Consider the following 23,225-nt stretch of genomic DNA (forward strand, 5'->3'; position numbering starts at 1 on the left):
AATCCGCCGCTGGAAGAAATGCCTGCAAATCGTACAACAATAGCCGCCTGAAAACTTCGGCCGCGCGCGTATCACCGTGGATACGGCAGAGGCCCCACAACGGAATTGATGATGAAACTGTCTTTGCTGGGCCTGGCCATGGGCCTTGCCAGTCAGGCGGCCCTCGCCGCCCCCTCCGCCCCGCCCCTGCAGGACAAGCAGGCGTTCATCGACCATCTGATCAGCCAGATGACCGAAGCCGAGAAGATCGGCCAGCTGCGCCTGATCAGCATCGGCCCGGAAATGCCCCGCGACAAGATTCGCGAGGAGATCGCCGCCGGCCGCATCGGTGGCACCTTCAACTCGCGTACCGCGCCCGAGAACCGGCCGATGCAGGACGCGGCCATGCGCAGCCGCCTGAAGATCCCGATGTTCTTCGCCTACGATACCGTCCACGGCGAACGCACCATTTTCCCGATCGGCCTGGGCATGGCCGCGACCTGGGACATGGACGCCGTCGCCAAGGTCGGCCGCACCGCCGCCATCGAAGCCGCGGCCGACGCCCTGGACATGACCTTCGCACCGATGGTCGACATTGCCCGCGACCCGCGCTGGGGCCGCACCAGTGAAGGCTTTGGCGAAGACACCTACCTGACCTCGAAGATCGGCCAGGTGATGGTCCGCTCGTTCCAGGGCAGCAGCCCGGCCAATCCCGACAGCATCATGGCCATCGTCAAGCACTTCGCCCTGTATGGCGCGGTGGAAGGCGGGCGCGACTACAACACGGTCGATATGAGCCTGCCGAAAATGTACAACGACTACCTGCCGCCCTACCGCGCCGCGCTTGACGCTGGTGCCGGCGGGGTGATGGTGGCGCTGAACTCGATCAACGGCGTGCCGGCCACCTCCAACACCTGGCTGATGAACGACCTGCTGCGAAAGGAGTGGGGCTTCAAGGGCGTGACCATCAGCGACCACGGCGCCATCCAGGAGCTGATCCGCCATGGCGTCGCCCGCGATGGCCGCGAAGCCGCCAAGCTGGCGATCAAGGCCGGCATCGACATGAGCATGAACGACACCCTGTACGGCGAAGAGCTGCCAGGCCTGCTGAAGTCCGGCGAAGTGACCCAGGGCGAACTGGACCAGGCGGTGCGCGAAGTGCTGGGTGCCAAGTACGACATGGGCCTGTTCAAGGACCCGTACGTGCGCATCGGCAAGGCCGAAACCGACCTGAAGGACTACTACGGCAACGACCGCCTGCACCGCGATGCCGCGCGTGACGTGGCGCGCCGCAGCCTGGTGCTGCTGGAAAACCGCAACCAGACCCTGCCGCTGAAAAAGGCCGGCACCATCGCCCTGGTCGGCCCGCTGGCCGATGCCCCGATCGACATGATGGGCAGCTGGGCAGCCGACGGCAAACCAGTGCACTCGGTGACCGTGCGCGAAGGCTTGCGCCGCGCCGTGGAGGGCAAGGCCAAGCTGGTCTACGCCAAAGGTTCCAACGTCACCGGCGACAAGGCGATGTTCGATTACCTGAACTTCCTCAACTTCGATGCACCGGAAATCGTCGACGACCCGCGCCCGCCCGCGGTGCTGATCGACGAGGCGGTGAAGGCGGCGAAGCAGTCCGATGTGGTGGTGGCAGTGGTCGGTGAATCCCGCGGCATGTCCCACGAGTCGTCGAGCCGTACCACCCTGGAAATCCCGGCCAGCCAGCGGGAACTGATCAAGGCCCTGAAGGCCACCGGCAAGCCGCTGGTGCTGGTGCTGATGAACGGCCGCCCACTGTCGATTGCCTGGGAACGCGAGCAGGCCGACGCCATTCTGGAAACCTGGTTCGCCGGTACCGAAGGCGGCAACGCGATTGCCGACGTGCTGTTCGGCGATTACAACCCGTCCGGCAAGCTGGCCATCACCTTCCCGCGCTCGGTCGGGCAGATCCCGATGTACTACAACCACACCCGTATTGGCCGGCCCTTCACGCCGGGCAAGCCGGGCAACTACACCTCGCAGTACTTCGAAGAGCCCAATGGCCCGCTGTACCCGTTCGGCTATGGCCTGAGCTACAGCAGCTTCGAGCTGTCGGGGCTGAAGCTGTCGAACAAGGACCTCAAGCGTGGCGACACGCTGGAAGCCAAGGTGACGGTGAAGAACACCGGCAAGGTGGCAGGCGAGACCGTGGTGCAGCTGTACCTGCAGGATGTATCGGCATCGATGAGCCGCCCGGTGAAGGAACTGAAGAACTTCCAGAAGCTGATGCTCAAGCCTGGCGAGTCGCGCACGTTGAGCTTCCGCATCAGCGAAGAAGACCTGAAGTTCTACAATGGCCAACTGCAACGGGTTGCCGAGCCAGGGGAATTCAATGTCCAGGTCGGGCTGGATTCCCAGGCGGTGCAGCAGCAGAGCTTTGAACTGCTGTAACTGACAGGTTTGCCTGTACCGGCCCCTTCGCGGGTAAACCCGCTCCCACAGGTACTCCGCAAGCAGATGGCCTGCGCGATACCTGTGGGAGCGGGTTTACCCGCGAAGAGGCCGGCCCTGATATCCCATTCATCCGGATCCGCCCCATGCCCTTTTCCGTTCGCGCCCTGCGTCTGGGGCTGATCACCCTGCTGATCGTGCTGGGCACCGCCCTCAGCGCCGGCTGGGCCATGCACCAGGCCAAGCGCCAGGCCATGGAAGCCGACGCCCAGCGTGCCAGCCAGCAGTTGGGCCTGTACGCCAATGCCCTGCACACGCTGATCGACCGCTACCGCGCCCTGCCCGCCGTGCTGGCACTGGACCCGGAGCTGATCGCCGCCCTGCGTGGCCCGGTCAGCGAAGCGGTGCAGGACGCCCTGAACCGCAAGCTCGAACGCATCAATGGCGCCGCCAACTCCTCCACCCTCGAACTGCTCGACCGCACCGGCCTGGCCATCGCCGCCAGCAACTGGCGTTTGCCCAGCAGCTACGTGGGCTCCAACTACGGTTTCCGCCCCTACTTCAAGCAGACCCGCAGCCAAGGTAGTGGCCGCTTCTACGCCGTGGGCGTGACCAGTGGCGTGCCGGGCTACTTCCTCGCCAGCGCGGTGAACGACGAGCATGGCCGCTTCCTCGGCGCCATGGTGGTGAAGCTGGAGTTCCCCGAGCTGGAGCGCGAGTGGCGCCAGGGCAGCGACATCCTGCTGGTCAGCGATGCCCGCGGCATCACCTTCATCGCCAACCAGGACGGCTGGCGCTACCGCGAACTGCAGCCACTCAGTGGTGCCGACCGTGCCGAACTGGCCGAAACCCGTCAGTACGACAAGCAACCGCTGGTGCCGCTGCAGCACCAGGTGCTGACCCGCTTTGCCGACAACAGCACCCTCAGCCGGGTGCAAGGCCCGGAGGGCAGCGCCGAGTACCTGTGGGAAAGCCTGCCACTGGAGGGTGAAAACTGGACCTTGCACCTGCTGCGCAAGCCGCAGGTGGCCGCCGACGGTCGCAATGCCGCCCTCGGCGCCGCCGCCGTTTGGCTGAGCCTGGTGTTCGCTGCGCTGTTCGTCAGCCAGCGCCTGCGCCTGGCCCGCCTGCGCCAGCGCAGCCGGGAGGAGCTCAAGCGCCAGGTCGAGGAGCGCACCCGTGAGCTGCGCACCGCCCAGGAGGGGCTGGTGCAATCGGCCAAGCTGGCGGCGCTGGGGCAGATGTCGGCAGCCATGGCCCATGAAATCAACCAGCCGCTGACCACCCAGCGCATGCAGCTGGAGACCCTGCGCCTGCTGCTCGACCATGGCCGACATGACGAAGCACGCCAGGCACTGGAGCCGCTGGAGCAGATGCTCACACGCATGGCCGCGCTCACCAGCCACCTGAAAACCTTCGCCCGCAACAGCCCGGTCGGCCTGCGCGAGCGCCTCGACCTGGCCACGGTGGTCGACCAGGCCCTGCACCTGCTGGAAGCACGCATTCGCAGCGAAGAAGTGGAAGTAGCCCTGTACCTGGCGCGCCCGGCCTGGGTGCGCGGCGATGCCATTCGCCTGGAGCAGGTGCTGATCAACCTGCTGCGCAATGCCCTCGACGCCATGGCCGACAAGCGCTACAAACGCCTGGAGATCCGCATCGAGCCCGACGGCGAGCTGTGGCGCCTGAGCGTGCTGGATTCGGGTGGCGGCATTGCCGAGGCCGACCTGGCCAAGGTCTTCGACCCGTTCTTCACCACCAAGCCGGTGGGCGAAGGCCTGGGGCTGGGCCTGGCCATTTCCTACGGCATCGTCCACGAGGCCGGTGGCCAGCTACAGGCCGAAAACCTGCCTGGCGGCGCGCGCCTGAGCCTTACCCTGCCCCGTGACCTGGAGCCTGTATGTTGAATTCAGTGATCGTCGTCGATGATGAAGCCAGTATCCGCACCGCGGTCGAGCAATGGCTGAGCCTGTCCGGCTTCAGCGTGCAACTGTTCGCCCGCGCCGAAGAATGCGTGGCACACCTGCCACGGCACTTTCCCGGGGTAATCATCAGCGATGTACGCATGCCGGGCATGGATGGCCTGCAATTGCTCGAACGCCTGCAGACGGACGACCCCGACTTGCCGGTGATCCTGCTGACCAGCCACGGCGATGTGCCCATGGCAGTGGAAGCCATGCGCAGCGGGGCCTACGACTTCCTGGAAAAACCCTTTACCCCGCAGCACCTGCTGGGCAGCCTGCGCCGGGCCCTGGAAAAGCGCCAGCTGGTCCTGGAAAACCGCCGGCTGCACGAGCAGGCCGACCTAAAGTCACGCCTGGAAGGCACGCTGCTTGGCATGTCCCAAGGCCTGCAACAGCTGCGCCGGCAAGTGCTGGACCTGGCCTGCCTGCCGGTCAATGTGCTGATCCGCGGCGAAACCGGCAGTGGCAAGGAGCGCGTGGCGCGCTGCCTGCACGATTTTGGCCCGCGCGCCGGCAAGCCGTTCGTCGCCCTCAACTGTGCAGCCATCCCCGAGTCGCTGTTCGAGGCCGAGCTGTTCGGCCATGAAAGCGGCGCCTTCACCGGCGCCCAGGGCAAGCGCATCGGCAAGCTGGAGTACGCCAACGGCGGCACGGTGTTCCTCGACGAAATCGAAAGCATGCCACTGGCCCAACAGGCCAAGCTGCTGCGGGTGATCCAGGAACAGAAGCTGGAGCGCCTGGGGGCCAACCAGAGCATCAGCGTCGACCTGCGCATCATTGCCGCGACCAAGCCCGACCTGCTCGAAGAAGCCCGCGCCGGGCGCTTCCGCGAAGACCTTGCCTATCGCCTGAACGTGGCCGAGCTGCGCCTGGCGCCATTGCGTGAACGGCGTGAGGACATTCCACTGCTGTTCGAGCACTTTGCCCGTGCCGCCGGCGAAAAGCTTGGCCGCGCAGCCCCACCACTGTCGGGTGCGCAACTGGCGCAGCTGCTGTCACACGACTGGCCGGGCAACGTGCGTGAACTGGCTAACGCGGCGGAACGCCATGCATTGGGGCTGGGCTCACCGAACATCGAGGTGGCGCCTGCCGGGCAGTCGCTGAGCGAGCAGATGGAAGCGTTCGAGGCGCAATGCCTGCGCGCGGCGCTGCGCCAGCACGGGGGCGCGATCAATGCAGTGATGGAAATGTTGCAGCTGCCGCGGCGCACGCTGAACGAGAAGATGCAGCGGCATGGGTTGGTGCGCGAGGACTTCATTGGGCGGGAATGAGCGGAAATCCGCCTATCGCGCTCGGTCACTAAGCAAATAACCGCTCATTAGCTGGATTCTTTTGGGGCTGCGTTGCAGCCCTTCGCGGGCACGCCCGCTCCCACAGGGAAACGCGAAGAGTCAGACGTCACGCGGTCCCTGTGGGAGCGGGCGTGCCCGCGAAGGGGCGCGCAGCGCCCCCATTTGAAGCCCAACGCACCCATTTGGCACACCTTCTGCAATTGCCTTGGCAAGCTGCGCCACGGCGCGCTCCACAAAAACAACGAGAAGGTATCCCTGATGGATAATGCCACCTCCCTGCCAGCCGGGGCGGCCACCGCGCCTGCCACAGAAAAAACCACCGCCAGCCGCCTGAAGTCGATCTTCAGCGGGTCCATCGGCAACATGGTCGAATGGTACGACTGGTACGTCTACGCCGCATTCTCGCTGTACTTCGCCAAGGCCTTCTTCCCAGCCGGCGATTCCACCGCACAATTGCTCAATACCGCCGCGATCTTCGCCGTGGGCTTCCTCATGCGCCCGATCGGTGGCTGGCTGATGGGCCTGTACGCCGACCGCAAAGGCCGCAAGGCCGCATTGATGGCCTCGGTGCTGCTGATGTGCGCCGGCTCGCTGGTCATCGCCCTGACCCCGGGCTACGAAACCATCGGCGTCGCCGCCCCCATCCTGCTGGTCATTGCACGCCTGATGCAGGGCCTGTCGGTGGGTGGTGAATACGGCACCTCGGCCACCTACCTCAGCGAGATGGCCAGCAAGGACCGCCGTGGCTTCTTCTCCAGCTTCCAGTACGTCACCCTGATCTCCGGCCAGCTCATCGCCCTGGCGGTACTGATCGTCCTGCAACAGACCCTGACCACCGAGCAGCTGTATGCCTGGGGCTGGCGCGTACCGTTCGTGATCGGTGCGCTGTGCGCCGTGGTGGCCCTGTACCTGCGTCGCGGCATGGAAGAAACCGCCTCCTTCACCAAGAAGGAAAAGGCCAAGGAAAGCCTGATGCGCACCCTGCTGCGCCACCCCAAGGAGCTGATGACCGTGGTCGGCCTGACCATGGGCGGCACCCTGGCCTTCTACACCTACACCACCTACATGCAGAAGTACCTGGTCAACACCGTGGGCATGAGCATCAGCGACTCGACCACCATCTCGGCCGCGACGCTGTTCCTGTTCATGTGCCTGCAGCCGGTGATCGGCGGCCTGTCCGACAAGATCGGTCGACGCCCGATCCTGATCGCCTTCGGTGTACTCGGCACCCTGTTCACCGTACCGATCCTCAGCACCCTGCACACCATCCAGACCTGGTGGGGCGCGTTCTTCCTGATCATGGCGGCGCTGATCATCGTCAGCGGCTACACCTCGATCAACGCCGTGGTCAAAGCCGAGCTGTTCCCAACCGAAATCCGCGCCCTGGGCGTGGGCCTGCCGTACGCCCTGACGGTGTCGATCTTCGGCGGCACCGCCGAGTACGTGGCCCTGTGGTTCAAGAGCGCCGGCATGGAGAGTGGCTTCTACTGGTACGTCACCGCCTGCATCGCCTGCTCGCTGCTGGTTTACGCGACCATGAAGGACACCAAGCAGCACTCGCGGATTACCACTGAGTGATGCTGGCCTGGCAGTACTGAAAAGGGGCGCTCCAGTGCATGGGGCGCCCTTTTTTTGTGATACGCGGCAGCCTGTGAGCCGATTGACGGGCCTTATTCGGCTCACAGGATGAGCCGAATAGCGCTATTATTCGGCTCACAAGGTGAGCCGAATAGCCGGCTCATTCGGCTCATGGGACGGATCATGAATAGCCCCTTATGGATCTGGCAGCAACCTGCCTGGCCACGCTTCACCTGGCAAAACGAAGCCATCGCCCCAATGCTACGCAATTGCATCGACATGCAAGGACGCCTGCTGGGCAAGATCGGCAGCGTCGATGCACTCAGCGAGTGCCAGAACATCCTCGATACGCTGCTGCAAAACATCGTCACCTCTTCGGCAATCGAAGGTGAGCAGTTGAACGTGGGTTCTGTCCGCTCTTCCCTCGCTCGCCGGCTGGGCATCGAGGAGCATGGACCTACCAATGCCCGCAGTGAAGGGCTGGCGGAGCTGATGCTGGATGCAACGCAAGGGTATGACCGACCGCTGACCCTGCAGCGCCTGTACACCTGGCACCAGTGGCTGTTCCCACTGGCACAAGGCGCCTTGAGCAAAGCGATACTGGTCGGCCAGTTGCGTGATGAAATGCCCATGCAGGTGATCTCCGGCCGGCTAGACAAGCCTACCGTGCATTTCGAAGCACCACCGCGCGATGGCCTGGAAGCCCGACTCAACGAGTTTCTCGACTGGTTTGCCAACAGTCGCGATTCCACCAGCCTGGACCCACTGCTACGTGCCGGCATCGCCCACTTCTGGTTCGTCACCCTGCATCCGTTCGACGATGGCAATGGCCGTCTGACTCGGGCAATCACCGACCTGGCGCTGGCGCAAGGTGAGCGACAGGCCATTCGTTTCTATGCCATGTCTGCCAGCATCCTCGAAGACAGGGCCGGCTATTACCAAGTGCTGGAGAACAGCCAGAAAGGCGACCTGGATATCACCCGCTGGCTATCCTGGTTTCTTTCTACCCTGCTGCGCAGCCTGGAACAGGCCCTGGCCAATATCGACCGGAAACTGGCCAAGGCCAGGTTCTGGCAAGCACATCGCTCAGATGGTTTGCTGCCCGAACAGGTAAAGGTGCTCAACAGGTTGCTCGATGGCGGCCCCCGAGGATTCGAGGAAGGCATCAACGCAGCGCAATACCAGGCGGTGGCGAAGGTATCAAAGGCCACTGCGACCCGCCACCTGTCCGATCTGCTCGACAAGGCCTGCCTGGTTCGCCTGCCTGGCGGGGGCCGCAGTACCCGCTACCGCATCAACACTCAGGACATCTCCAACGCCTGACGCGGCTCACGGCGCTGGTACCAGGTGGCCATCAGCACCAGTACCAGCAACACCCCGCCCAGCACCGCCGAAGAGCCGACCGTGCCGAAGTCCAGGCCGCCCTTCTCGTGGGGCTTGGTAAGGAAGTCGCCCAAGGTGGCGCCGAACGGGCGGGTAAGCACGAACGCAACCCAGAACAACACCACGCCAGGAATGCGTGTCCAGCAGCGGGCCACGACTACCAAGGCGATGGCACTGCCGATCAACAGTGCGCCACCGGCAAAACCGAGCCCCGAGTCATCGGCCAGGTAATCGCCCAGCGCCGTGCCGAGGGTGTTGGAAAACAGGATCGCCACCCAGTAGAACAATTCGCCCGTGCGGTTCTTTATGCGGGTGACATCCAGCGGGTTGCCGCTCAGGCGCCATACCAGGAAGGTCAGCAGCAGGATGCCGATGAGGATGGCCGAACCCGCGGCGTAGCCCAGGCCCAGGGTGCGGTCCATGAAGTCGGACATGGTGGTGCCGGCGGTGCTGGTGGAGAGGATCACCAGCCAGTACAGCATCGGGTGGTAGCGGCGCGAGTACAGCTGGCCGAGCAAGGTCAGCAGGAACACGCTGATCAGCAGCAGCGAGCTGAGGGCATAGCCGATGTCCAGGGTCATCGACAGCAAATCACCCGCCGTTTCGCCAAGGGTGGTAGCGCAGATCTTCATGACCCAGAAGGCCAAGGTGATTTGCGGAAGTTTGTTCATTGTTGTGCCGCTCCGGTTTGAGGTGCGGCGATGGTGCTGAGCAGCATTTGAAAAATCGGTTGGTGATGTATGAAAAATGCGTTGAGCAGCCTTCAATGACAGATTTTTCATCCTTAACGCCCCATTAATTCCACCCCCTCAAGCTGCAATGGCTGGCAGAACGTCGGCGCATCCGCGGACACATCCTGAGCCAGAACCGCTGCCAGAGCCCAAGATGCGCGCCAATATATATCTAATTATTCGATTTTTAAGCGCTATTATTTGCGCTTTTTAATCAAGTTAATCGGCGTAGGATTAAACCCATAGAAACAAAACAACCTCAAGAACCCCTGGAGCAACGACCATGAAAAACAAACTGATCCTCACCCTGGCCCTCTCGGTTTTCGCTGCTGGCGCCTTCGCCGAAGATGGCTTCAACCGCACCAACGCCCACACCTTCGCAGCGACCCAGAGCCAATCCGCTGCCTACGCTGAAGATGGCTTCGACCGCACTGGCGGCCAGCGTTTCGCCGAAGACGGCTTCGACCGCACCGGTGGCCAGCGTTTCGCCGAAGACGGCTTCGACCGCACCGGTGGCCAGCGCTTCGCCGAAGACGGCTTCGACCGCACCGGTGGCCAGCGCTTCGCCGAAGACGGCTTCGACCGCACCGGTGGCCAGCGCTTCGCTGAAGACGGCTTCGACCGCACTGGTGGCCAACGTTTCGCCGAAGATGGCTTCGATCGCACCAACGCCCACCGCATCAGCTGATCCCTGATGCGAGCACCCAGCCCGGCTTCGGCCGGGCTTGATCATTTGCAGGCGGGCACAGGCTTGGCACACTAGGCGTCTTGTCCACCAGGAGGTAGGGCCAGCAAGCCCAGCACAGATGTATTACTACGAACCCGCAAAAGGCCACGGCCTGCCCCACGACCCGTTCAACGCCATCGTCGGCCCCCGCCCTATCGGCTGGATCTCCTCACAGGACCGCGAAGGCCGCCTGAACCTGGCACCCTACAGCTTCTTCAACGCCTTCAACTACATTCCGCCAATCATCGGTTTCTGCAGCGTCGGGCGCAAAGACAGCCTGAACAACATCGAGCAGACCGGCGAGTTCGTCTGGAACCTGGCAACCCGCCCGTTGGCCGAGCAGATGAACCAGAGCTGCGCACCGGTTGCCGCCGAGATAAACGAATTCGAACTGAGCGGCCTCACCGCCAAGCCGTCGAGCATCGTCAACGTGCCGCGTGTCGGCGAAACCCCGGTGGCCTTCGAGTGCAAGGTCAGCCAGATTGTCCAGCTCAAGCGGGCCGACCAGGAACTGGTGCCCAGCTGGCTGATCCTGGGTGAAGTGGTGGCGGTGCACATTGCCGAGCACCTGTTGAAGAACGGTATCTACGATACCGCTGCTGCCGAGCCGATCCTGCGTGGCGGTGGCCCGGCAGACTATTTCGAGCTGGGCAACCTGTTCAAGATGGCCCGCCCGCCGGCCTGATCACCAGATCAGCTCACCCTCTTCGCTGACGCCCTGCAGGCGTTGCAGCTCGGCCGTGGCCGCTTCATCGGCGGCCACGGCGCCCTTGAACACCTGGCCGTCGAGAATCTTGTGAAAGCGCGGCGCGCCGCCCATGCCCAGGGCCTTGACCGCGATGGCCGCGTTGTAGCCGCCACCTTCCACCGGGACCATCGCCGAAACCGCTTCGAAATGCGGGAATTCTCTACGTGCCATGTTGCTATCTACCTGGTTGATCAAGGGCAGCATCTTACCCTATTCACCTGTACCGGCCCTATCGCCGGCAAGCCAGCTCCCACAGGTACTGCACCGCCCTCAAGACCTGTGATGCCCCTGTGGGAGCTGGCTTGCCGGCGATGAGGCCAGAACAGGCAATACCTCAATCAAAGGTATGCAGATCCAGGCTGCTGACCACCTGTTCTTGCACCAACTCACCAAACGCTTCCAGCGTCGGCGAAGCAAAGTAGCCAGTCATCGCCTGCTGGTCTTGCCAGCTGCCACTGAGCAACCATAAATCGGCATCAGCCTGCGAACGCTGCACCGTGAAACTCAGGCAGCCCGGTGCCCGCAACGAGGGCTCGAGCAGGTCACGCAGGCGCGCGCCCAGCTCCGCCGAGCGCCCGCTGCTGGCACGGATGAAAGCAAGGTGGGTGACCGGTTGTGTCGGGGTCATTGCACAATCTCCTTGAAGCAGGCGGACGGAAAAGCCAGGCTGCCAAGGTTAGGGCCTCACCCGCGCGACGCGTTAGGCCATTACTGCTCGCCGATTGCCTGATCCTGCAGCGCGGCAGGATCAGGCAATCGGCGTGCAGCTTTTGACTAGCGCCCGCCATTGCCCAAACCTATGCTGCGTCGGTCAGCAGAGGAAAGCCATCATGACCACCGCCACGTCCATCGACCCTAGCCTGGAACTGCAACGCCAGGAGCTGGCCGAGCTGATCCGCCGCCACGCCGGGGAGCCCCACGGCCCGGCATCGGCCATCGATGACCTGTACCTGGTGCGCTACACCGAAAACGTGCGCTCGGTACCGACCCTGGCGCAACCCGCGCTGTGCATCCTCGCCCAGGGCAGCAAAAGCCTGTTCCTGGGTGACGAGCAGTACGCCTACGACCCGCTGCACTACATGGTGGTCTCGGTAACCTTGCCGCTTAGCGGCGTAAAGCTCGACGCCAGCCCCGAGCACCCGAGCCTTGGCCTGCGCATGGACCTGGACCCGGCCGAAATCAGCCAGCTGATCGCCGAAAGCGGGCCGATGCTGGTGCCCAACCGGCCTTCCGGTCGTGGCTTGTATGTGGAAAGAACCGATGCCGCGTTGCTCGACGCCTTGCTGCGGCTGATACGCCTGCTGGACACCCCTCGCGACATCGCGATGCTCGCGCCGCTGTTCCGTCGGGAGATCCTGTACCGCCTGCTGCGCGGGCCGCAGGGCTATCGGTTGTACGAAATCGCCTTGGCCAACAGCCAGACCCACCGGGTTTGCCAGGCCATTACCTGGCTCAACCAGAACTACCAACTGCCTTTGCGCATCGAGGACCTGGCGCGGGAGGTCAACCTCAGCACCTCGACCTTGCACCACCGGTTCAAGGCCGTGACGTCGATGAGCCCGTTGCAGTATCAGAAGCAACTGCGCCTGCAGGAGGCGCGGCGCTTGATGCTGAATGACGGGCTCGAGGCGGCGGTGGCGGCCTACCGGGTGGGGTATGAAAGCCCGTCACAGTTCAGCCGTGAATACAGCCGGCTGTATGGCGCGCCGCCGATTCGTGATGTGGCGAGGTTGCGGGCGACTGCTGGCTGAGTTTGGCTTTGCCTGTGCCGGCCCTTTCGCGGGTAAACCCGCTCCCACAGGTTTTGCACAGATTCTGAAAACTGTGCAGTACCTGTGGGAGCGGGTTCACCCGCGAAAGGGCCGGTACAGGCAATAGCTTCACTTCAACCCAACACAGCCCCCTGCCACTGATTCTGGTCAACCTGGATCAAGGTCGGCCCCTTGCGCTCCACTGCCTGCCCCAACGCCACCTGCAGCTGAGCCACTTCTGCCACCTGCTCCGCCGCCGCGCCCAAGGCCCGCGCCACACCGATGAAGTCTGGCGTATGGATATCCACCCCGACTGGCTCGATCGCCCGGTTGACCATGTACTTCTTGATTTCCTCGTACCCCTGGTTATTCCACAGCAGCACGATCAGCGGCACCTGCGCTTCCACCGCGCTTGCCAGCTCCGGCAAGGTGAACTGCAAACCGCCATCACCAATCAGGCACACCGCAGGCGCACGCTCACCGACCTGCTCCGCGCTGCCCAGCCAGGCGCCCATGGCCGCCGGCAATGCATAACCCAAGGTGCCGTAGCCGGTCGAGGCATTGAACCAACGGCGTGGCTGGTCCATGTCCAGGGTCAGGTTGCCGGTGTACACCGGTTGGGTCGAATCGCCCACCAGAATGGCATTGGGCAGGCGCTCGAGAATTGCGTTCAGCAAGCGCGTCTGGCTCAGGGTCGGCTGGTCCCAACCTGCCGCCAGTGCCTGGCGCAGCTTGGCCACCCGGGCCGCGCCCCACGTGCTTTCACGCACGGGTTGCGGCAGCGCCTGCAAGGCACCGAGCAGCGCCTCGGCGGCCAGTTCGGCATCGGCCACCAGCGACAGCGCCGGCAGGTAATTGCGCACGGTCTGGTCCGGGTCGATGTCGATGCGCAACAGGCTGCCCGGGATCTCGAATCCACCTTTGAAGGTGACGTCATAGTCGGTTTCGGCCAGTTCGGTGCCGATCGCCAGCACCACATCGGCCTCGGCCACCAGCGCCCGGGTGGCTGGCAGTGACTGGGTCGAGCCAATCTGCAGCGGGTGGCTGGCCGGCAGCAGCCCCTTGGCATTGATGGTCAGCGCCACCGGCGCCTGCAGGTGTTCGGCCAGGCGCGCCAGCGCAGCGCCCGCGGCCAATGCGCCGCCCCCGGCCAGGATCAATGGCCGCTGTGCATTGGCCAGGCGCTCGGCCATCTGCGCCACGGCCTGCGGCGCTGCCCCCGCCCGGCTGCTGCGTACCACGCGCCCCGGCAGCAGGTGGTCGGCCGGTTCGACCAGCACGTCGAGCGGGATCTCGATATGCACCGGGCGCGGCCGGGCGCCTTCGAACACGGCGAATGCCCGGGCCAGCACCTGCGGCAGGTCATCGGCACTCATCAGGGTGTGGGAAAACGCCGCCACACCCGACACCAGCGCTGCCTGGTTGGGCAACTCGTGCAGCTTGCCGCGGCCACCGCCCAGCTGGTCGCGGGCCTGCACGCTGGAAATCACCAACATCGGGATCGAGTCGGCATAGGCCTGGCCCATGGCGGTGGTGATGTTGGTCATGCCCGGGCCGGTGATGATGAAGCACACCCCCGGTTTGCCGCGGGTCCGCGCATAGCCGTCGGCCATGAACCCGGCACCCTGCTCGTGGCGCGGGGTGACATGGCGGATGGACGAGCCCGCCAGGCCGCGGTAGAGCTCCACGGTGTGTACACCAGGAATGCCGAAGACATGGTCAACGCCATAGCCTTCAAGGAGTTTTACCAGTACTTCGCCGCAGGTTGCCATCGGGTTTCACCATGAATCTTGGTTGGGTTATGCCCTTATTGGACCCAGCCACGGCTATCGCCACAATGCAAAAAAACACATACTAGCCATGTCCTGCAATCATGGCTCAGCACAATGAAACGCCTCCCGCCCCTGCCCGCCCTGCATACCTTCCTGGTCACCGCCCAGCACTGCAATTTCACCCGTGCCGGGCAGCAGTTGCATATCACCCAGGGCGCCGTCAGCCGACAGATCGCGGCCCTCGAAGAGCATCTGGGTTATGCCTTGTTCCAGCGCCAGGCCCGTGGGCTGAGCCTGACCCGTGAAGGCCAGGACTGGCTGCCAAGGGTGCAGCAGGTGTTCGCGCTGATCGAACAAGGGGTGCGCGAGGTGGGTGGGCGCAGCACTACCTTGCAGCTCAAGGCACCGACCTGCGTGATGCGCTGGCTGCTGCCACGCCTGATGGAATGGCAGGCGCTACGCCCGGATGTGCCTGTAGAGCTGACCACTACGGTGCAACATGGAGTGGACTTTCGCCGCGAGGGTTTCGATGCGGCGGTGGTGTATGGCGATGCGCCGAACCATGGGCTGCGCGTGCGCAAGCTGTTCGATGAGCAGCTGACGCCGGTGTGCGCGCCGTCATTGCGCCAAGGGCCGGTACCGTTGCAGAAGGTCGAGGACCTGGCGCTACACATGCTGCTGCACCCGTCGCGGGATGAGCATGACTGGCGGTTATGGCTGCAGGCAGCCGGGGTGACGCTGGGCACTCAAGGGCCGAAGCAGCATTTCGAGACGCTGGACATGGCGATGGCCATGGCCTCGCAGGGCACCGGCGTGGCCATCGGCGACTGGTCGCTGATCGGCGATGACTTGCGCGGGGGGCGGTTGTGCATGCCGTTTGCGCTGAAAGTGATGACCGGCAAGGGGTATTACCTGGTGAGCCAGGCCAAGAGCTTGCCGCCGGGGCTGGTGGAGTTGTTGGATTGGCTGGAGGGACAGGCCAGCTTCTAAGGCCCGTTTTCCCTATTCGCCGATGTGCACAAGCCCTTGTAGGAGCGGCCTTGTGTCGCGAAAGGGCTGCGCAGCAGCCCCGGCGATATTGCACTGTGGCGGATATCCTGGGGTCGCTGCGCGACCCTTTCGCGACACAAGGCCGCTCCTACAGGCGAACTGCCTGCACCAGATACATTCATGCCAACGAAGCAGGCGACTCAATAGCCGACCGTGAACCGCTGCCGCGAATGTTGCGGCTTTTCCAGTTCGTCGAGCATGGCAATCGCGTAATCGGCAAAGGTGATCCAGCTCTTGCCATCCGCGCCGATCAACAGATGATCCTTGCCCAGCTTGTAATGCCCGCTGCGCTCACCTTCAATGAACTCCGCCGACGGCGACAGGAAGGTCCAGTCCAGGTTCGGCTCCCGTTGCAACGCTTCCAGAAAACGCACCCCGGCAGTGGCCTCGGCCTTGTATGCCTCGGGGAAGTCCGGGCTGTCGATCACCCGATGCCCAGACGGCAGCAACAGGCTACCGGCCCCACCTACCACCAGCAGGCGCTTGACCCCGGCCCGCTTGACCGGCTCGATGATGGCGTGTGGCTCGATGGTCGAGAAATGCGCCGCACTCAGCACCGCATCCACACCCGCGACCGCCGCTTGCAGGGCCGCGCTGTCCTTGGCATCCAGCGCCTTGACCGTCACCCCGTCCCGCCCCTGCAACCGCGACGGGTCGCGGGCGATGGCCAGCACACTGTGGCCACGGCGCAGGGCCTCTTCCAGCAACTGGCTGCCAGCGCGGCCAGTGGCACCGATGATTGCAATCTTGCTCATGGGATACTCTCCATCAGTTGAACGGAATTACCACTTCATCTCGCCCTTGGCGACCTTGGCCCCCAGCTCCAGCGAGCCTTCATCGGCCAGCCCTGGGTAACGTCGCTTCATCGCCGCGATCAACGCACCGGCGTCTTTCGCCTTGGCGGTCTCGGCATCGAAATCACGAATGTAGTTCGCCGTGAAACGCACGGCCTGCAGCGATCGGCTGCTGTCTTCCAGGTAATGTCCGGGGATGACCGTGCGCGGCGCCAGCGCTTCGATGTGCGCCAGGGTGCCGAGCCAGTCGGCGTGGGACTTGGCCGTTTGCGTGTCGGCCATCCATACATGAATGTTCTCCGACACCACCACGCCACCGACCACCGCCTTGATCGACGGGATCCACACAAAACTGCGGTCAGGTTGCGGGCCGTCGAGGCCGACCACTTCGAGGGCCTGCCCTTCCAGCGTCAGGCGGTTGCCTTCGAGCACCTGCGGCAGCACCAGTCGCGCCGGCTTGTCCGCGCCCATCTGCGGGCCCCAGTAGGCCAGCTTGGCATCCATGGTCTGGCGGATATGGGCAACCGTGGCGGCCGACGCCAGCACCTTGGCCTCGGGGAAGGCCTGGGTCAGGGTATCCAGGCCGAAGTAGTAGTCCGGGTCGCCATGGCTGATGTAGATGCTGGTCAGCTGCTTGCCGCCTGCCCGCAGGCGCTGCACCAGCTGCTCGGCCTGGGCCTTGCCGAACTGCGCATCGACGAGGATGGCGTCGTGCTCGCCGCTGACGATCACCGAACTGACCGGGAAGATCGCCTCATGCCCGGGGTTGTATACCTCCAGCCGCAAGGGGTCGGCAGCCAGCGCCGGGCCGGCCAGGGTCACACAGGCCAGCAGCAGGCCACGCAGAGGAGTGAAAAGAGACATCGCAAACGCCCGTCAGATGAACAATGCCCAACAGCTTAGTTGCCCAATCCGTGACAAAAAATGCGATGCTCGAACATAGTTTGTTTCTGAAACCGGGCAAATCATGGACCGTCTCAACGCCATGCGCGTATTCGTCACCGTCGTCGACCTGGGCAGCCAGTCGGCGGCGGCGGATCATCTGCAACTGTCGCGGCCGGTGGTGTCGCGCTACCTGGCAGAGCTGGAAGACTGGGTTGGCGCACGGCTGATGCAGCGCACCACACGCAAGCTCAGCCTCACAGCCGCCGGCCAGGAAACCCTGCCCCGCTGCCGGCAATTGCTGGAACTGGCTGGCGACCTGCAGGCCGCGGTGCAGCAGCCGGATGACGCGCCCAAGGGCGCGCTGCGCATCAGTGTCAGCACCTCGTTCGGCCAGGCCCAGCTGGTGGATGCAGTGGCCGCCTACGTCCGGCGCTACCCCGGGGTGAAGGTGGAACTGCAGATGCTCGATCGCACGGTCAACCTGGTGGACGAGCGCATCGACCTGGCCATCCGCACCAGCAATGACCTGGACCCCAACCTGATCGCCCGGCGCCTGAGTGTGTGCCGCTCGGCAGTGTGTGCGGCACCGGCCTACCTGCGCGAGCACGGCACGCCGCAACGGGTCGAGGATCTGAGCCGGCACAACTGCCTGACCCATGCCTACTTCGGCCACAGCCTGTGGCATTTCGAGGTGGCCGGCCAGCAAGTCGCCGTGCCAGTGGCGGGGAACATCAGTGCCAACGAGGCGATGACACTGCAGAAGGCGGCGCTGGCCGGCGCAGGTATCGCCATGCTGCCGACCTACCAGGCCGCGGAGGCCCTGCGCCGGGGTGAACTGGTGCGCCTGCTGCCCGAAGCCAGGCCACGCGAGCTGAACCTGAATGCGGTGTACACCTCACGCAAGCACATGCCGGCGACCTTGCGCAGCATGCTGGATTTTCTGGTGCAGCGGTTCAAGGACGAACCGGAGTGGGATCAGGACTTGTAAGGCCCATGTGGGAGCGGCCTTGCGTCGCGAAAGGACCGCGCAGCGGTCCCGGGATCTTGGCCACATCAAATATTGTCGGGGCTGCTACGCAGCCCTTTCGCGGCACAAGGCCGCTCCTACAGGGATGGCGCTGTCACTCCTCGACGCTCATGTATTCCTTGGCCCAGCGGATGTAGTCCTCGGGCTGGGTGTAGGTATGCGAGAGTTCGGTGGCGCTGAGGTTTTCCGACTTGTTCTGCTGGCCGCGCTGCAGCCGCAGGCAATCGTAGGTGGCCTTGATCGCGGCAAAGTAGGCGGCGTGACCATCGACCACGATGCGCACGCCCAGGCGTGCCAGGCGCTCGTCGTCGCGCAGGTTCGGGTTGCCGTAGGTCACCAGCATCAGCGGCACCGTCAGGTGCTCGGCAATCTGCTCGAGTTGCTCGAAGTCCTTCACCCCAACCATGCAGATAGCGTCGGCTCCGGCCTTCTGGTAGCTCTGGGTACGCACGATGATTTCTTCGGTAGTGAGTACGCCGGCGTTGGTCCTGGCAATGATCGACAACGACGAATCGACCCGCGCCTCCAGCGCCGCACGGATCTTGCCGACGCCCTCTTCAACCGGGATCAGGTCGGTGGACTTGCGCCCGAACTGGGCAGGCAGCAGGGTGTCCTCGATGGTCAGCGCAGCCACGCCGGCGCGCTCCAGTTCGATGACCGTGCGCATGACATTCAGCGCGTTGCCATAGCCGTGGTCGGCGTCAGCCAGCACCGGCAGTTGCGCCACGCGACCAATACGGGTGGCCTGCTCGACGAACTCGCTGAGGGTGATCAGGGCGAAGTCCGGTGCAGCCAGTACCTGCAACGAAGCGACCGAACCACCGAGGATGCCGACCTCGAAGCCCAGGTCTGCGGCAATGCGTGCCGACATCGGGTCGAACACCGATGCAGTGTGATAACAGGAACCTGAAGCGAGCAGCTCGCGGAAGGCAAAACGCAGATCTTGATGGGAAGCCTTGGGCATGATCACTCCGCAAAATAAGTTGAAATTCGAACGGTAACTACCGACCCCTGTAATCGGGTCTACCTGACCTGTTCCAACCGTCGCCATCTGGGCGGTCATGCTCGACATGCAGGCAGAGGAATAAAAGGTGTGGGAGACAGCGGCGCGAAAACCTGCGGCATAATGTTGCACCAAGCTGGTGCAAGCCCCCGGTTTTCAGCCTCTGTGGCATACCAACGATATCACGCAGCCATGCAGCACTGGATGAATGCGCCAATGCCGATCTTGCATAGGGGATGCAGATAGTACATAGGAAGCTACCTAACTCAGGTTACAATTTCGGGGCCCCTTCGCGGGCACGCCCGCTCCCACAGGTACAACTCAGGGCTTGAAGGCCATTGTGTACCTGTGGGAGCGGGCGTGCCCGCGAAGAGGCCTCAACCGATAAACAAGGTATCCCCGTGACCGCCGCCCTGCCCCCCACCACCCTGCGCAACGTGCTCACCGCCCTGATGCTGGCGATCTTCCTCGGCGCCCTGGACCAGACCATCGTTGCCGTCTCGCTGCCGGCGATCTCGGCGCAGTTCAACGATGTCGGCCTGCTGGCCTGGGTCATCTCCGGCTACATGGTGGCGATGACCGTGGCCGTGCCGATCTACGGCAAGCTGGGCGACCTGTACGGGCGGCGCAGGATGATCCTCACCGGCATCAGCCTGTTCACCCTGGCCTCGATCGCCTGCGCCCTGGCCCAGGACATGCAGCAACTGGTGCTGGCCCGGGTACTGCAGGGCATTGGCGCCGGTGGCATGGTCTCGGTGAGCCAGGCGATCATCGGCGACTTCGTGCCCCCGCGAGAGCGCGGCCGTTACCAGGGCTATTTCAGCAGCATGTATGCGGTGGCCAGCGTCGCCGGGCCGGTGCTGGGCGGCTGGCTGACCGAATACCTGTCATGGCGCTGGGTGTTCTGGATCAACCTGCCGCTGGGGCTGGTTGCACTGTGGGCGATCCGCCGCGCCCTCGGCGGCATGCCGGCGCAGCGCCGCGAGGCGCAGGTGGACTACCTTGGCGCCGTGCTGCTGATCCTCGGCCTGGGTAGCCTGTTGCTGGGCATTACCCTGGTCGGCCAGGGCCACGCCTGGGCCGACTCGGCCGTGCTGGCGCTGTTCGCCTGCGCCGCGCTGGGCCTGGTGCTGTTCATCGCCCATGAGCGCCGCTGCCCGGAGCCACTGCTGCCACTCGGCCTGTTCGGCAACCGCGTGGCGGTGCTGTGCTGGGGCGTGATCTTCTTCGCCAGTTTCCAGTCGATCTCCCTGACCATGCTCATGCCGTTGCGCTACCAGGGCATCACCGGCGCCGGTGCCGACAGCGCTGCCCTACACCTCCTGCCGCTGGTGATGGGGCTGCCCATGGGTGCCTTCACCGGCGGGCGCATGACCAGCCTGACCGGGCGCTACAAGCCGCAGATCCTGGCCGGCGCACTGCTGATGCCGCTGGCCATTTTCGCCATGGCGCTGACCCCGCCGCAGTCGGCCTTGCTCAGTGCACTGTTCATGCTGCTGACCGGCATCGCGTGCGGGCTGCAGTTCCCGACCTCGCTGGTAGGCACGCAAAGCGCGGTGGACAGCAAGGATATCGGCGTGGCCACCAGCACCACCAACCTGTTCCGCTCGCTGGGCGGGGCCATGGGGGTGGCGTGCATGTCCAGCCTGCTGCTGGCGCTGCTGCACCAGGGCGGGTTCGAGTCGCTGGGTAATCCGTTGCTGGGGAGCCTGAAGGCCGGAGAAGTGGACCTGGTGACACAGGGGCGGTTGCTGGAGACGTTCCAGCAACTGTTGATGGGGAGTGCCGGGGTAGCCGTGCTGGGAATGTTTGCAGCGTTTGCATTGCCCGACCGGCAACTGCGCGGACGCTAGAAGCTACGCGATCTCTGTGGGAGCGGCCTTGTGTCGCGAAAGGGCCGCGAAGCGGCCCCAGGATTTCAGCAGTGATGCACAAATTGCCGGGGCTGCTGCGCAGCCCTATCGCGACACAAGGCCGCTCCCACAGGATCTGTGATTTGTTCAAGGTCACCCGAAAGCATTAATCCCCCCTTAACACAAAGGGGTAACACTCCCTCACAATCCTTAACAAAGTGTCATTTGCGCAGAGCCGGGCTCAAGCGCAGCATATCCAGCCCGGTGTCGACCCATTTTTCGACATCCTTCAACAGATCGACACTGTCAGGCAGCAACAGCCAGCGCCCGATCAGGCCATCGACATAGGCAAACATGGCCACCGCCGCGCGCTCGACATCCAGCTCGCCTGGCAACTGGCCCCGGCGCACGGCATTGGCCAACGCCAGGGTGATGCCCTTGTGGCAATCCAGCACCGCACCCTGGCGCTGCTGGCGAATTTCACACATGTCATCGGTGAACTCGCACTTGTGATGCAGGATTTCATTGATACGCCGGGTTCGGGCATCGAGCACCAGCTCGTTGAACACTTGCAGCAACAGCTTGCGCATGCAGCCAAGCGGGTCCACTTCGTCCTCGCTTTCGCTCGCCCGCGCCAGGTGGTCATGGGTTTCATGCAGGCTGTCGAGCAGCGCCTGCACCAACTCGGCCTTGTTGTTGAAGTGCCAGTAGATCGCCCCCCGCGTCACACCCGCCAGTTCGGCGATGTCGGCCAGGGTGGTTCGCGCAACCCCGCGCTTGTAGAAGGCCTTTTCCGCCGCCTCGATGATCTGGGCGCGGGTTTCCTGGGCTTCTTCTTTGGTTCGACGGACCATGGCAGTACAAACCTCATCTGCCCCGAACGCGCGGCGCGTGCGGGGAACACTCCGGGGGCACCTCTGCAGGGTGCCTCGCGGAGGAGCTAATCAAGGGCTGTGGCAGTACCCGAGTACAACCCAGCGGTATTTACAAACAACCATGAATGTAAGTATATTCCTTAGCAAGCTATTTATCCACCGGATAGCAATTTTTCCAGATCAAGACTCTTCCATTACTCTTGAGCGTCTCCCAGCTCCAGCGACCCGAGGATCCTCATGCAATTCAAGCCAGCCGTTACCGCTCTGGTTTCCGCCGTCGCCCTGGCAACCCTGCTCAGTGGCTGTAAGAAAGAAGAAGCAGCGCCAGCGGCGCAGGCTCCTCAGGTCGGCGTCGTGACCATCCAGCCCCAAGCCTTCACCCTGACCTCGGAATTGCCGGGGCGTACCAGTGCCTACCGCGTCGCCGAAGTGCGCCCGCAGGTCAACGGCATCATCCTCAAGCGCCTGTTCAAGGAAGGCAGTGAGGTCAAGGAAGGCCAGCAGCTGTACCAGATCGACCCTGCCGTGTACGAAGCCACCCTGGCCAATGCCCAGGCCAACCTGCAGGCCACCCGCTCGCTGGCCGAGCGCTACAAGCAGCTGATCGACGAACAGGCTGTCTCCAAGCAGGAATACGACGACGCCAATGCCAAACGATTGCAGGCCGAGGCTTCGCTCAAAAGCGCGCAGATCGACCTGCGCTACACCAAGGTCCTGGCACCGATCAGCGGCCGTATCGGCCGTTCTTCGTTCACCGAAGGTGCACTGGTGAGCAATGGCCAGGCCAACGCCATGGCCACCATCCAGCAACTCGACCCGATCTACGTCGACGTCACCCAGTCCACCGCCGAGCTGCTCAAGCTGCGCCGTGACCTGGAAAGCGGCCAGTTGCAAAAGGCCGGCGACAACGCCGCCTCGGTGCAGCTGGTGCTGGAAGACGGCAGCCTGTTCAAGCAGGAGGGCCGCCTGGAGTTCTCCGAGGTCTCGGTCGACGAGACCACCGGCTCGGTCACCCTGCGCGCCCTGTTCCCCAACCCCGATCACACCCTGCTGCCAGGCATGTTCGTGCATGCGCGGCTCAAGGCCGGGGTCAACGCCAACGCCATCCTGGCCCCGCAACAGGGCGTGACCCGCGACCTGAAAGGCGCGCCGACCGCGCTGGTGGTCAACCAGGAGAACAAGGTCGAACTGCGCCAGCTCAAGGCCAACCGTACCCTGGGCAGCGACTGGCTGATCGAGGAAGGCCTGAACCCGGGCGACCGCCTGATCACCGAAGGGCTGCAGTACGTGCGCCCGGGCGTCGAGGTCAAGGTCAGCGAAGCCACCAACGTCAAGAAGCCGGCCAGCCCTGTTCAGGCCAACGCGGCGAAAGCAGACGCCAAAGCGGAGTAAACC

The 23,225-nt window shown here is 64.0% G+C and carries 20 protein-coding genes; 12 read left to right on the forward strand and 8 right to left on the reverse strand.

From position 1 onward, the window contains the following. The first annotated feature begins 108 nt into the window (after nt 1–108). The 5 genes from bglX to ABIB24_RS06265 all read left to right on the forward strand — a co-directional run bounded on the left by bglX (nt 109) and on the right by ABIB24_RS06265 (nt 8,554). Nucleotides 109–2,400 (forward strand): beta-glucosidase BglX, encoded by a 2,292-nt coding sequence (bglX, locus tag ABIB24_RS06245; RefSeq protein ID WP_025340465.1) that lies wholly within the window; start codon nt 109–111, stop codon nt 2,398–2,400. 146 nt (nt 2,401–2,546) lie between these two features. Continuing rightward, on the forward strand, nt 2,547–4,304 hold the full coding sequence (locus ABIB24_RS06250; RefSeq protein ID WP_354316231.1) for a sensor histidine kinase: 1,758 nt from the start codon (nt 2,547–2,549) through the stop codon (nt 4,302–4,304). Next, nucleotides 4,298–5,632, forward strand: coding sequence for a two-component system response regulator MifR (gene mifR / locus ABIB24_RS06255; RefSeq protein WP_354316232.1), 1,335 nt, complete (start codon nt 4,298–4,300; stop codon nt 5,630–5,632). The genes ABIB24_RS06250 and mifR overlap by 7 nt, the downstream gene beginning before the upstream one ends. 279 nt (nt 5,633–5,911) lie before the next feature. Beyond that, nucleotides 5,912–7,231 carry an MFS transporter gene (locus tag ABIB24_RS06260; RefSeq protein ID WP_137162331.1) on the forward strand — a complete coding sequence of 440 codons (1,320 nt, stop codon included), beginning with the start codon at nt 5,912–5,914 and terminating at the stop codon, nt 7,229–7,231. 183 nt (nt 7,232–7,414) lie between these two features. After that, nucleotides 7,415–8,554, forward strand: a complete 1,140-nt coding sequence (locus tag ABIB24_RS06265; protein WP_354316233.1) for a Fic family protein — start codon at nt 7,415–7,417, stop codon at nt 8,552–8,554. Here ABIB24_RS06265 and ABIB24_RS06270 read toward each other — a convergent pair. Then, nucleotides 8,533–9,285, reverse strand: a complete 753-nt coding sequence (locus tag ABIB24_RS06270; protein ID WP_137162333.1) for a COG4705 family protein — start codon at nt 9,283–9,285, stop codon at nt 8,533–8,535. The two genes, ABIB24_RS06265 and ABIB24_RS06270, sit on opposite strands and share 22 nt — an antisense overlap. A gap of 343 nt (nt 9,286–9,628) precedes the next feature. On the opposite strand from ABIB24_RS06270, the gene ABIB24_RS06275 reads away from it, so the two are divergent. Both ABIB24_RS06275 and ABIB24_RS06280 read left to right on the forward strand, forming a co-directional pair. After that, on the forward strand, nt 9,629–10,033 hold the full coding sequence (locus ABIB24_RS06275) for a heme utilization protein (protein WP_215520800.1): 405 nt from the start codon (nt 9,629–9,631) through the stop codon (nt 10,031–10,033). Nucleotides 10,034–10,151: 118 nt separating this feature from the next. Beyond that, nucleotides 10,152–10,757 (forward strand): flavin reductase family protein, encoded by a 606-nt coding sequence (locus ABIB24_RS06280; RefSeq protein ID WP_085614260.1) that lies wholly within the window; start codon nt 10,152–10,154, stop codon nt 10,755–10,757. On the opposite strand, the gene ABIB24_RS06285 is transcribed toward ABIB24_RS06280, so the two are convergent. Both ABIB24_RS06285 and ABIB24_RS06290 read right to left on the reverse strand, forming a co-directional pair. Then, a complete protein-coding gene (locus ABIB24_RS06285) occupies nt 10,758–11,024 on the reverse strand; it encodes a hypothetical protein (protein ID WP_015271637.1) in 267 nt (88 codons plus the stop codon). Between the two features lie 130 nt (nt 11,025–11,154). Further along, nucleotides 11,155–11,448 carry a putative quinol monooxygenase gene (locus ABIB24_RS06290; protein WP_137162335.1) on the reverse strand — a complete coding sequence of 98 codons (294 nt, stop codon included), beginning with the start codon at nt 11,446–11,448 and terminating at the stop codon, nt 11,155–11,157. 202 nt (nt 11,449–11,650) lie between these two features. Between ABIB24_RS06290 and ABIB24_RS06295 the strand changes: the two genes are divergently transcribed. Next, the gene (locus ABIB24_RS06295; protein WP_025340474.1) at nt 11,651–12,571 is read left to right on the forward strand and encodes an AraC family transcriptional regulator; all 921 of its coding nucleotides are present in this window, start codon (nt 11,651–11,653) and stop codon (nt 12,569–12,571) included. Between the two features lie 134 nt (nt 12,572–12,705). Here ABIB24_RS06295 and ABIB24_RS06300 read toward each other — a convergent pair whose 3' ends face one another. After that, a complete protein-coding gene (locus ABIB24_RS06300; RefSeq protein WP_354316234.1) occupies nt 12,706–14,343 on the reverse strand; it encodes a 5-guanidino-2-oxopentanoate decarboxylase in 1,638 nt (545 codons plus the stop codon). Nucleotides 14,344–14,457: 114 nt separating this feature from the next. On the opposite strand from ABIB24_RS06300, the gene ABIB24_RS06305 reads away from it, so the two are divergent. Further along, nucleotides 14,458–15,333, forward strand: coding sequence for a LysR substrate-binding domain-containing protein (locus tag ABIB24_RS06305; RefSeq protein WP_354316235.1), 876 nt, complete (start codon nt 14,458–14,460; stop codon nt 15,331–15,333). A gap of 200 nt (nt 15,334–15,533) precedes the next feature. Here ABIB24_RS06305 and ABIB24_RS06310 read toward each other — a convergent pair whose 3' ends face one another. Then, nucleotides 15,534–16,148, reverse strand: coding sequence for an NAD(P)-dependent oxidoreductase (locus ABIB24_RS06310; protein ID WP_274078311.1), 615 nt, complete (start codon nt 16,146–16,148; stop codon nt 15,534–15,536). A gap of 27 nt (nt 16,149–16,175) precedes the next feature. Further along, nucleotides 16,176–17,051: an MBL fold metallo-hydrolase gene (locus tag ABIB24_RS06315; protein ID WP_137162339.1), complete on the reverse strand. Its 876-nt coding sequence runs from the start codon at nt 17,049–17,051 to the stop codon at nt 16,176–16,178. Nucleotides 17,052–17,154: 103 nt separating this feature from the next. Between ABIB24_RS06315 and ABIB24_RS06320 the strand changes: the two genes are divergently transcribed. Next, nucleotides 17,155–18,060 (forward strand): LysR family transcriptional regulator, encoded by a 906-nt coding sequence (locus tag ABIB24_RS06320; protein ID WP_354316236.1) that lies wholly within the window; start codon nt 17,155–17,157, stop codon nt 18,058–18,060. A gap of 133 nt (nt 18,061–18,193) precedes the next feature. Here the strand turns inward: ABIB24_RS06320 and ABIB24_RS06325 are convergent, their stop codons facing one another. Continuing rightward, nucleotides 18,194–19,063 carry an oxaloacetate decarboxylase gene (locus tag ABIB24_RS06325; protein WP_354316237.1) on the reverse strand — a complete coding sequence of 290 codons (870 nt, stop codon included), beginning with the start codon at nt 19,061–19,063 and terminating at the stop codon, nt 18,194–18,196. Between the two features lie 440 nt (nt 19,064–19,503). Between ABIB24_RS06325 and ABIB24_RS06330 the strand changes: the two genes are divergently transcribed. After that, entirely contained in the window at nt 19,504–20,955 is a 1,452-nt protein-coding gene (locus ABIB24_RS06330; RefSeq protein ID WP_286918941.1) for an MDR family MFS transporter, read from the forward strand. Nucleotides 20,956–21,176: 221 nt separating this feature from the next. On the opposite strand, the gene ttgR is transcribed toward ABIB24_RS06330, so the two are convergent. Further along, nucleotides 21,177–21,809, reverse strand: a complete 633-nt coding sequence (gene ttgR, locus ABIB24_RS06335) for an efflux transport transcriptional regulator TtgR (RefSeq protein WP_025340482.1) — start codon at nt 21,807–21,809, stop codon at nt 21,177–21,179. Between the two features lie 258 nt (nt 21,810–22,067). On the opposite strand from ttgR, the gene ttgA reads away from it, so the two are divergent. Beyond that, nucleotides 22,068–23,222, forward strand: a complete 1,155-nt coding sequence (gene ttgA, locus ABIB24_RS06340) for a toluene efflux RND transporter periplasmic adaptor subunit TtgA (RefSeq protein ID WP_075046218.1) — start codon at nt 22,068–22,070, stop codon at nt 23,220–23,222. Nucleotides 23,223–23,225 lie beyond the last annotated feature (3 nt).

The organism is Pseudomonas sp. UYEF17 (assembly GCF_040546125.1).
Lineage (GTDB): Bacteria > Pseudomonadota > Gammaproteobacteria > Pseudomonadales > Pseudomonadaceae > Aquipseudomonas > Aquipseudomonas putida_Z.

Bases quoted from the DNA above. Each gene is read 5' to 3' on its own strand.
- bglX (WP_025340465.1), top strand. From the start codon at position 109: ATGATGAAACTGTCTTTGCTGGGCCTGGCCATGGGCCTTGCCAGTCAG.
- ABIB24_RS06250 (WP_354316231.1), top strand. From the start codon at position 2,547: ATGCCCTTTTCCGTTCGCGCCCTGCGTCTGGGGCTGATCACCCTGCTG.
- mifR (WP_354316232.1), top strand. From the start codon at position 4,298: ATGTTGAATTCAGTGATCGTCGTCGATGATGAAGCCAGTATCCGCACC.
- ABIB24_RS06260 (WP_137162331.1), top strand. From the start codon at position 5,912: ATGGATAATGCCACCTCCCTGCCAGCCGGGGCGGCCACCGCGCCTGCC.
- ABIB24_RS06265 (WP_354316233.1), top strand. From the start codon at position 7,415: ATGAATAGCCCCTTATGGATCTGGCAGCAACCTGCCTGGCCACGCTTC.
- ABIB24_RS06270 (WP_137162333.1), bottom strand. From the start codon at position 9,285: ATGAACAAACTTCCGCAAATCACCTTGGCCTTCTGGGTCATGAAGATC.
- ABIB24_RS06275 (WP_215520800.1), top strand. From the start codon at position 9,629: ATGAAAAACAAACTGATCCTCACCCTGGCCCTCTCGGTTTTCGCTGCT.
- ABIB24_RS06280 (WP_085614260.1), top strand. From the start codon at position 10,152: ATGTATTACTACGAACCCGCAAAAGGCCACGGCCTGCCCCACGACCCG.
- ABIB24_RS06285 (WP_015271637.1), bottom strand. From the start codon at position 11,024: ATGCTGCCCTTGATCAACCAGGTAGATAGCAACATGGCACGTAGAGAA.
- ABIB24_RS06290 (WP_137162335.1), bottom strand. From the start codon at position 11,448: ATGACCCCGACACAACCGGTCACCCACCTTGCTTTCATCCGTGCCAGC.
- ABIB24_RS06295 (WP_025340474.1), top strand. From the start codon at position 11,651: ATGACCACCGCCACGTCCATCGACCCTAGCCTGGAACTGCAACGCCAG.
- ABIB24_RS06300 (WP_354316234.1), bottom strand. From the start codon at position 14,343: ATGGCAACCTGCGGCGAAGTACTGGTAAAACTCCTTGAAGGCTATGGC.
- ABIB24_RS06305 (WP_354316235.1), top strand. From the start codon at position 14,458: ATGAAACGCCTCCCGCCCCTGCCCGCCCTGCATACCTTCCTGGTCACC.
- ABIB24_RS06310 (WP_274078311.1), bottom strand. From the start codon at position 16,148: ATGAGCAAGATTGCAATCATCGGTGCCACTGGCCGCGCTGGCAGCCAG.
- ABIB24_RS06315 (WP_137162339.1), bottom strand. From the start codon at position 17,051: ATGTCTCTTTTCACTCCTCTGCGTGGCCTGCTGCTGGCCTGTGTGACC.
- ABIB24_RS06320 (WP_354316236.1), top strand. From the start codon at position 17,155: ATGGACCGTCTCAACGCCATGCGCGTATTCGTCACCGTCGTCGACCTG.
- ABIB24_RS06325 (WP_354316237.1), bottom strand. From the start codon at position 19,063: ATGCCCAAGGCTTCCCATCAAGATCTGCGTTTTGCCTTCCGCGAGCTG.
- ttgR (WP_025340482.1), bottom strand. From the start codon at position 21,809: ATGGTCCGTCGAACCAAAGAAGAAGCCCAGGAAACCCGCGCCCAGATC.
- ttgA (WP_075046218.1), top strand. From the start codon at position 22,068: ATGCAATTCAAGCCAGCCGTTACCGCTCTGGTTTCCGCCGTCGCCCTG.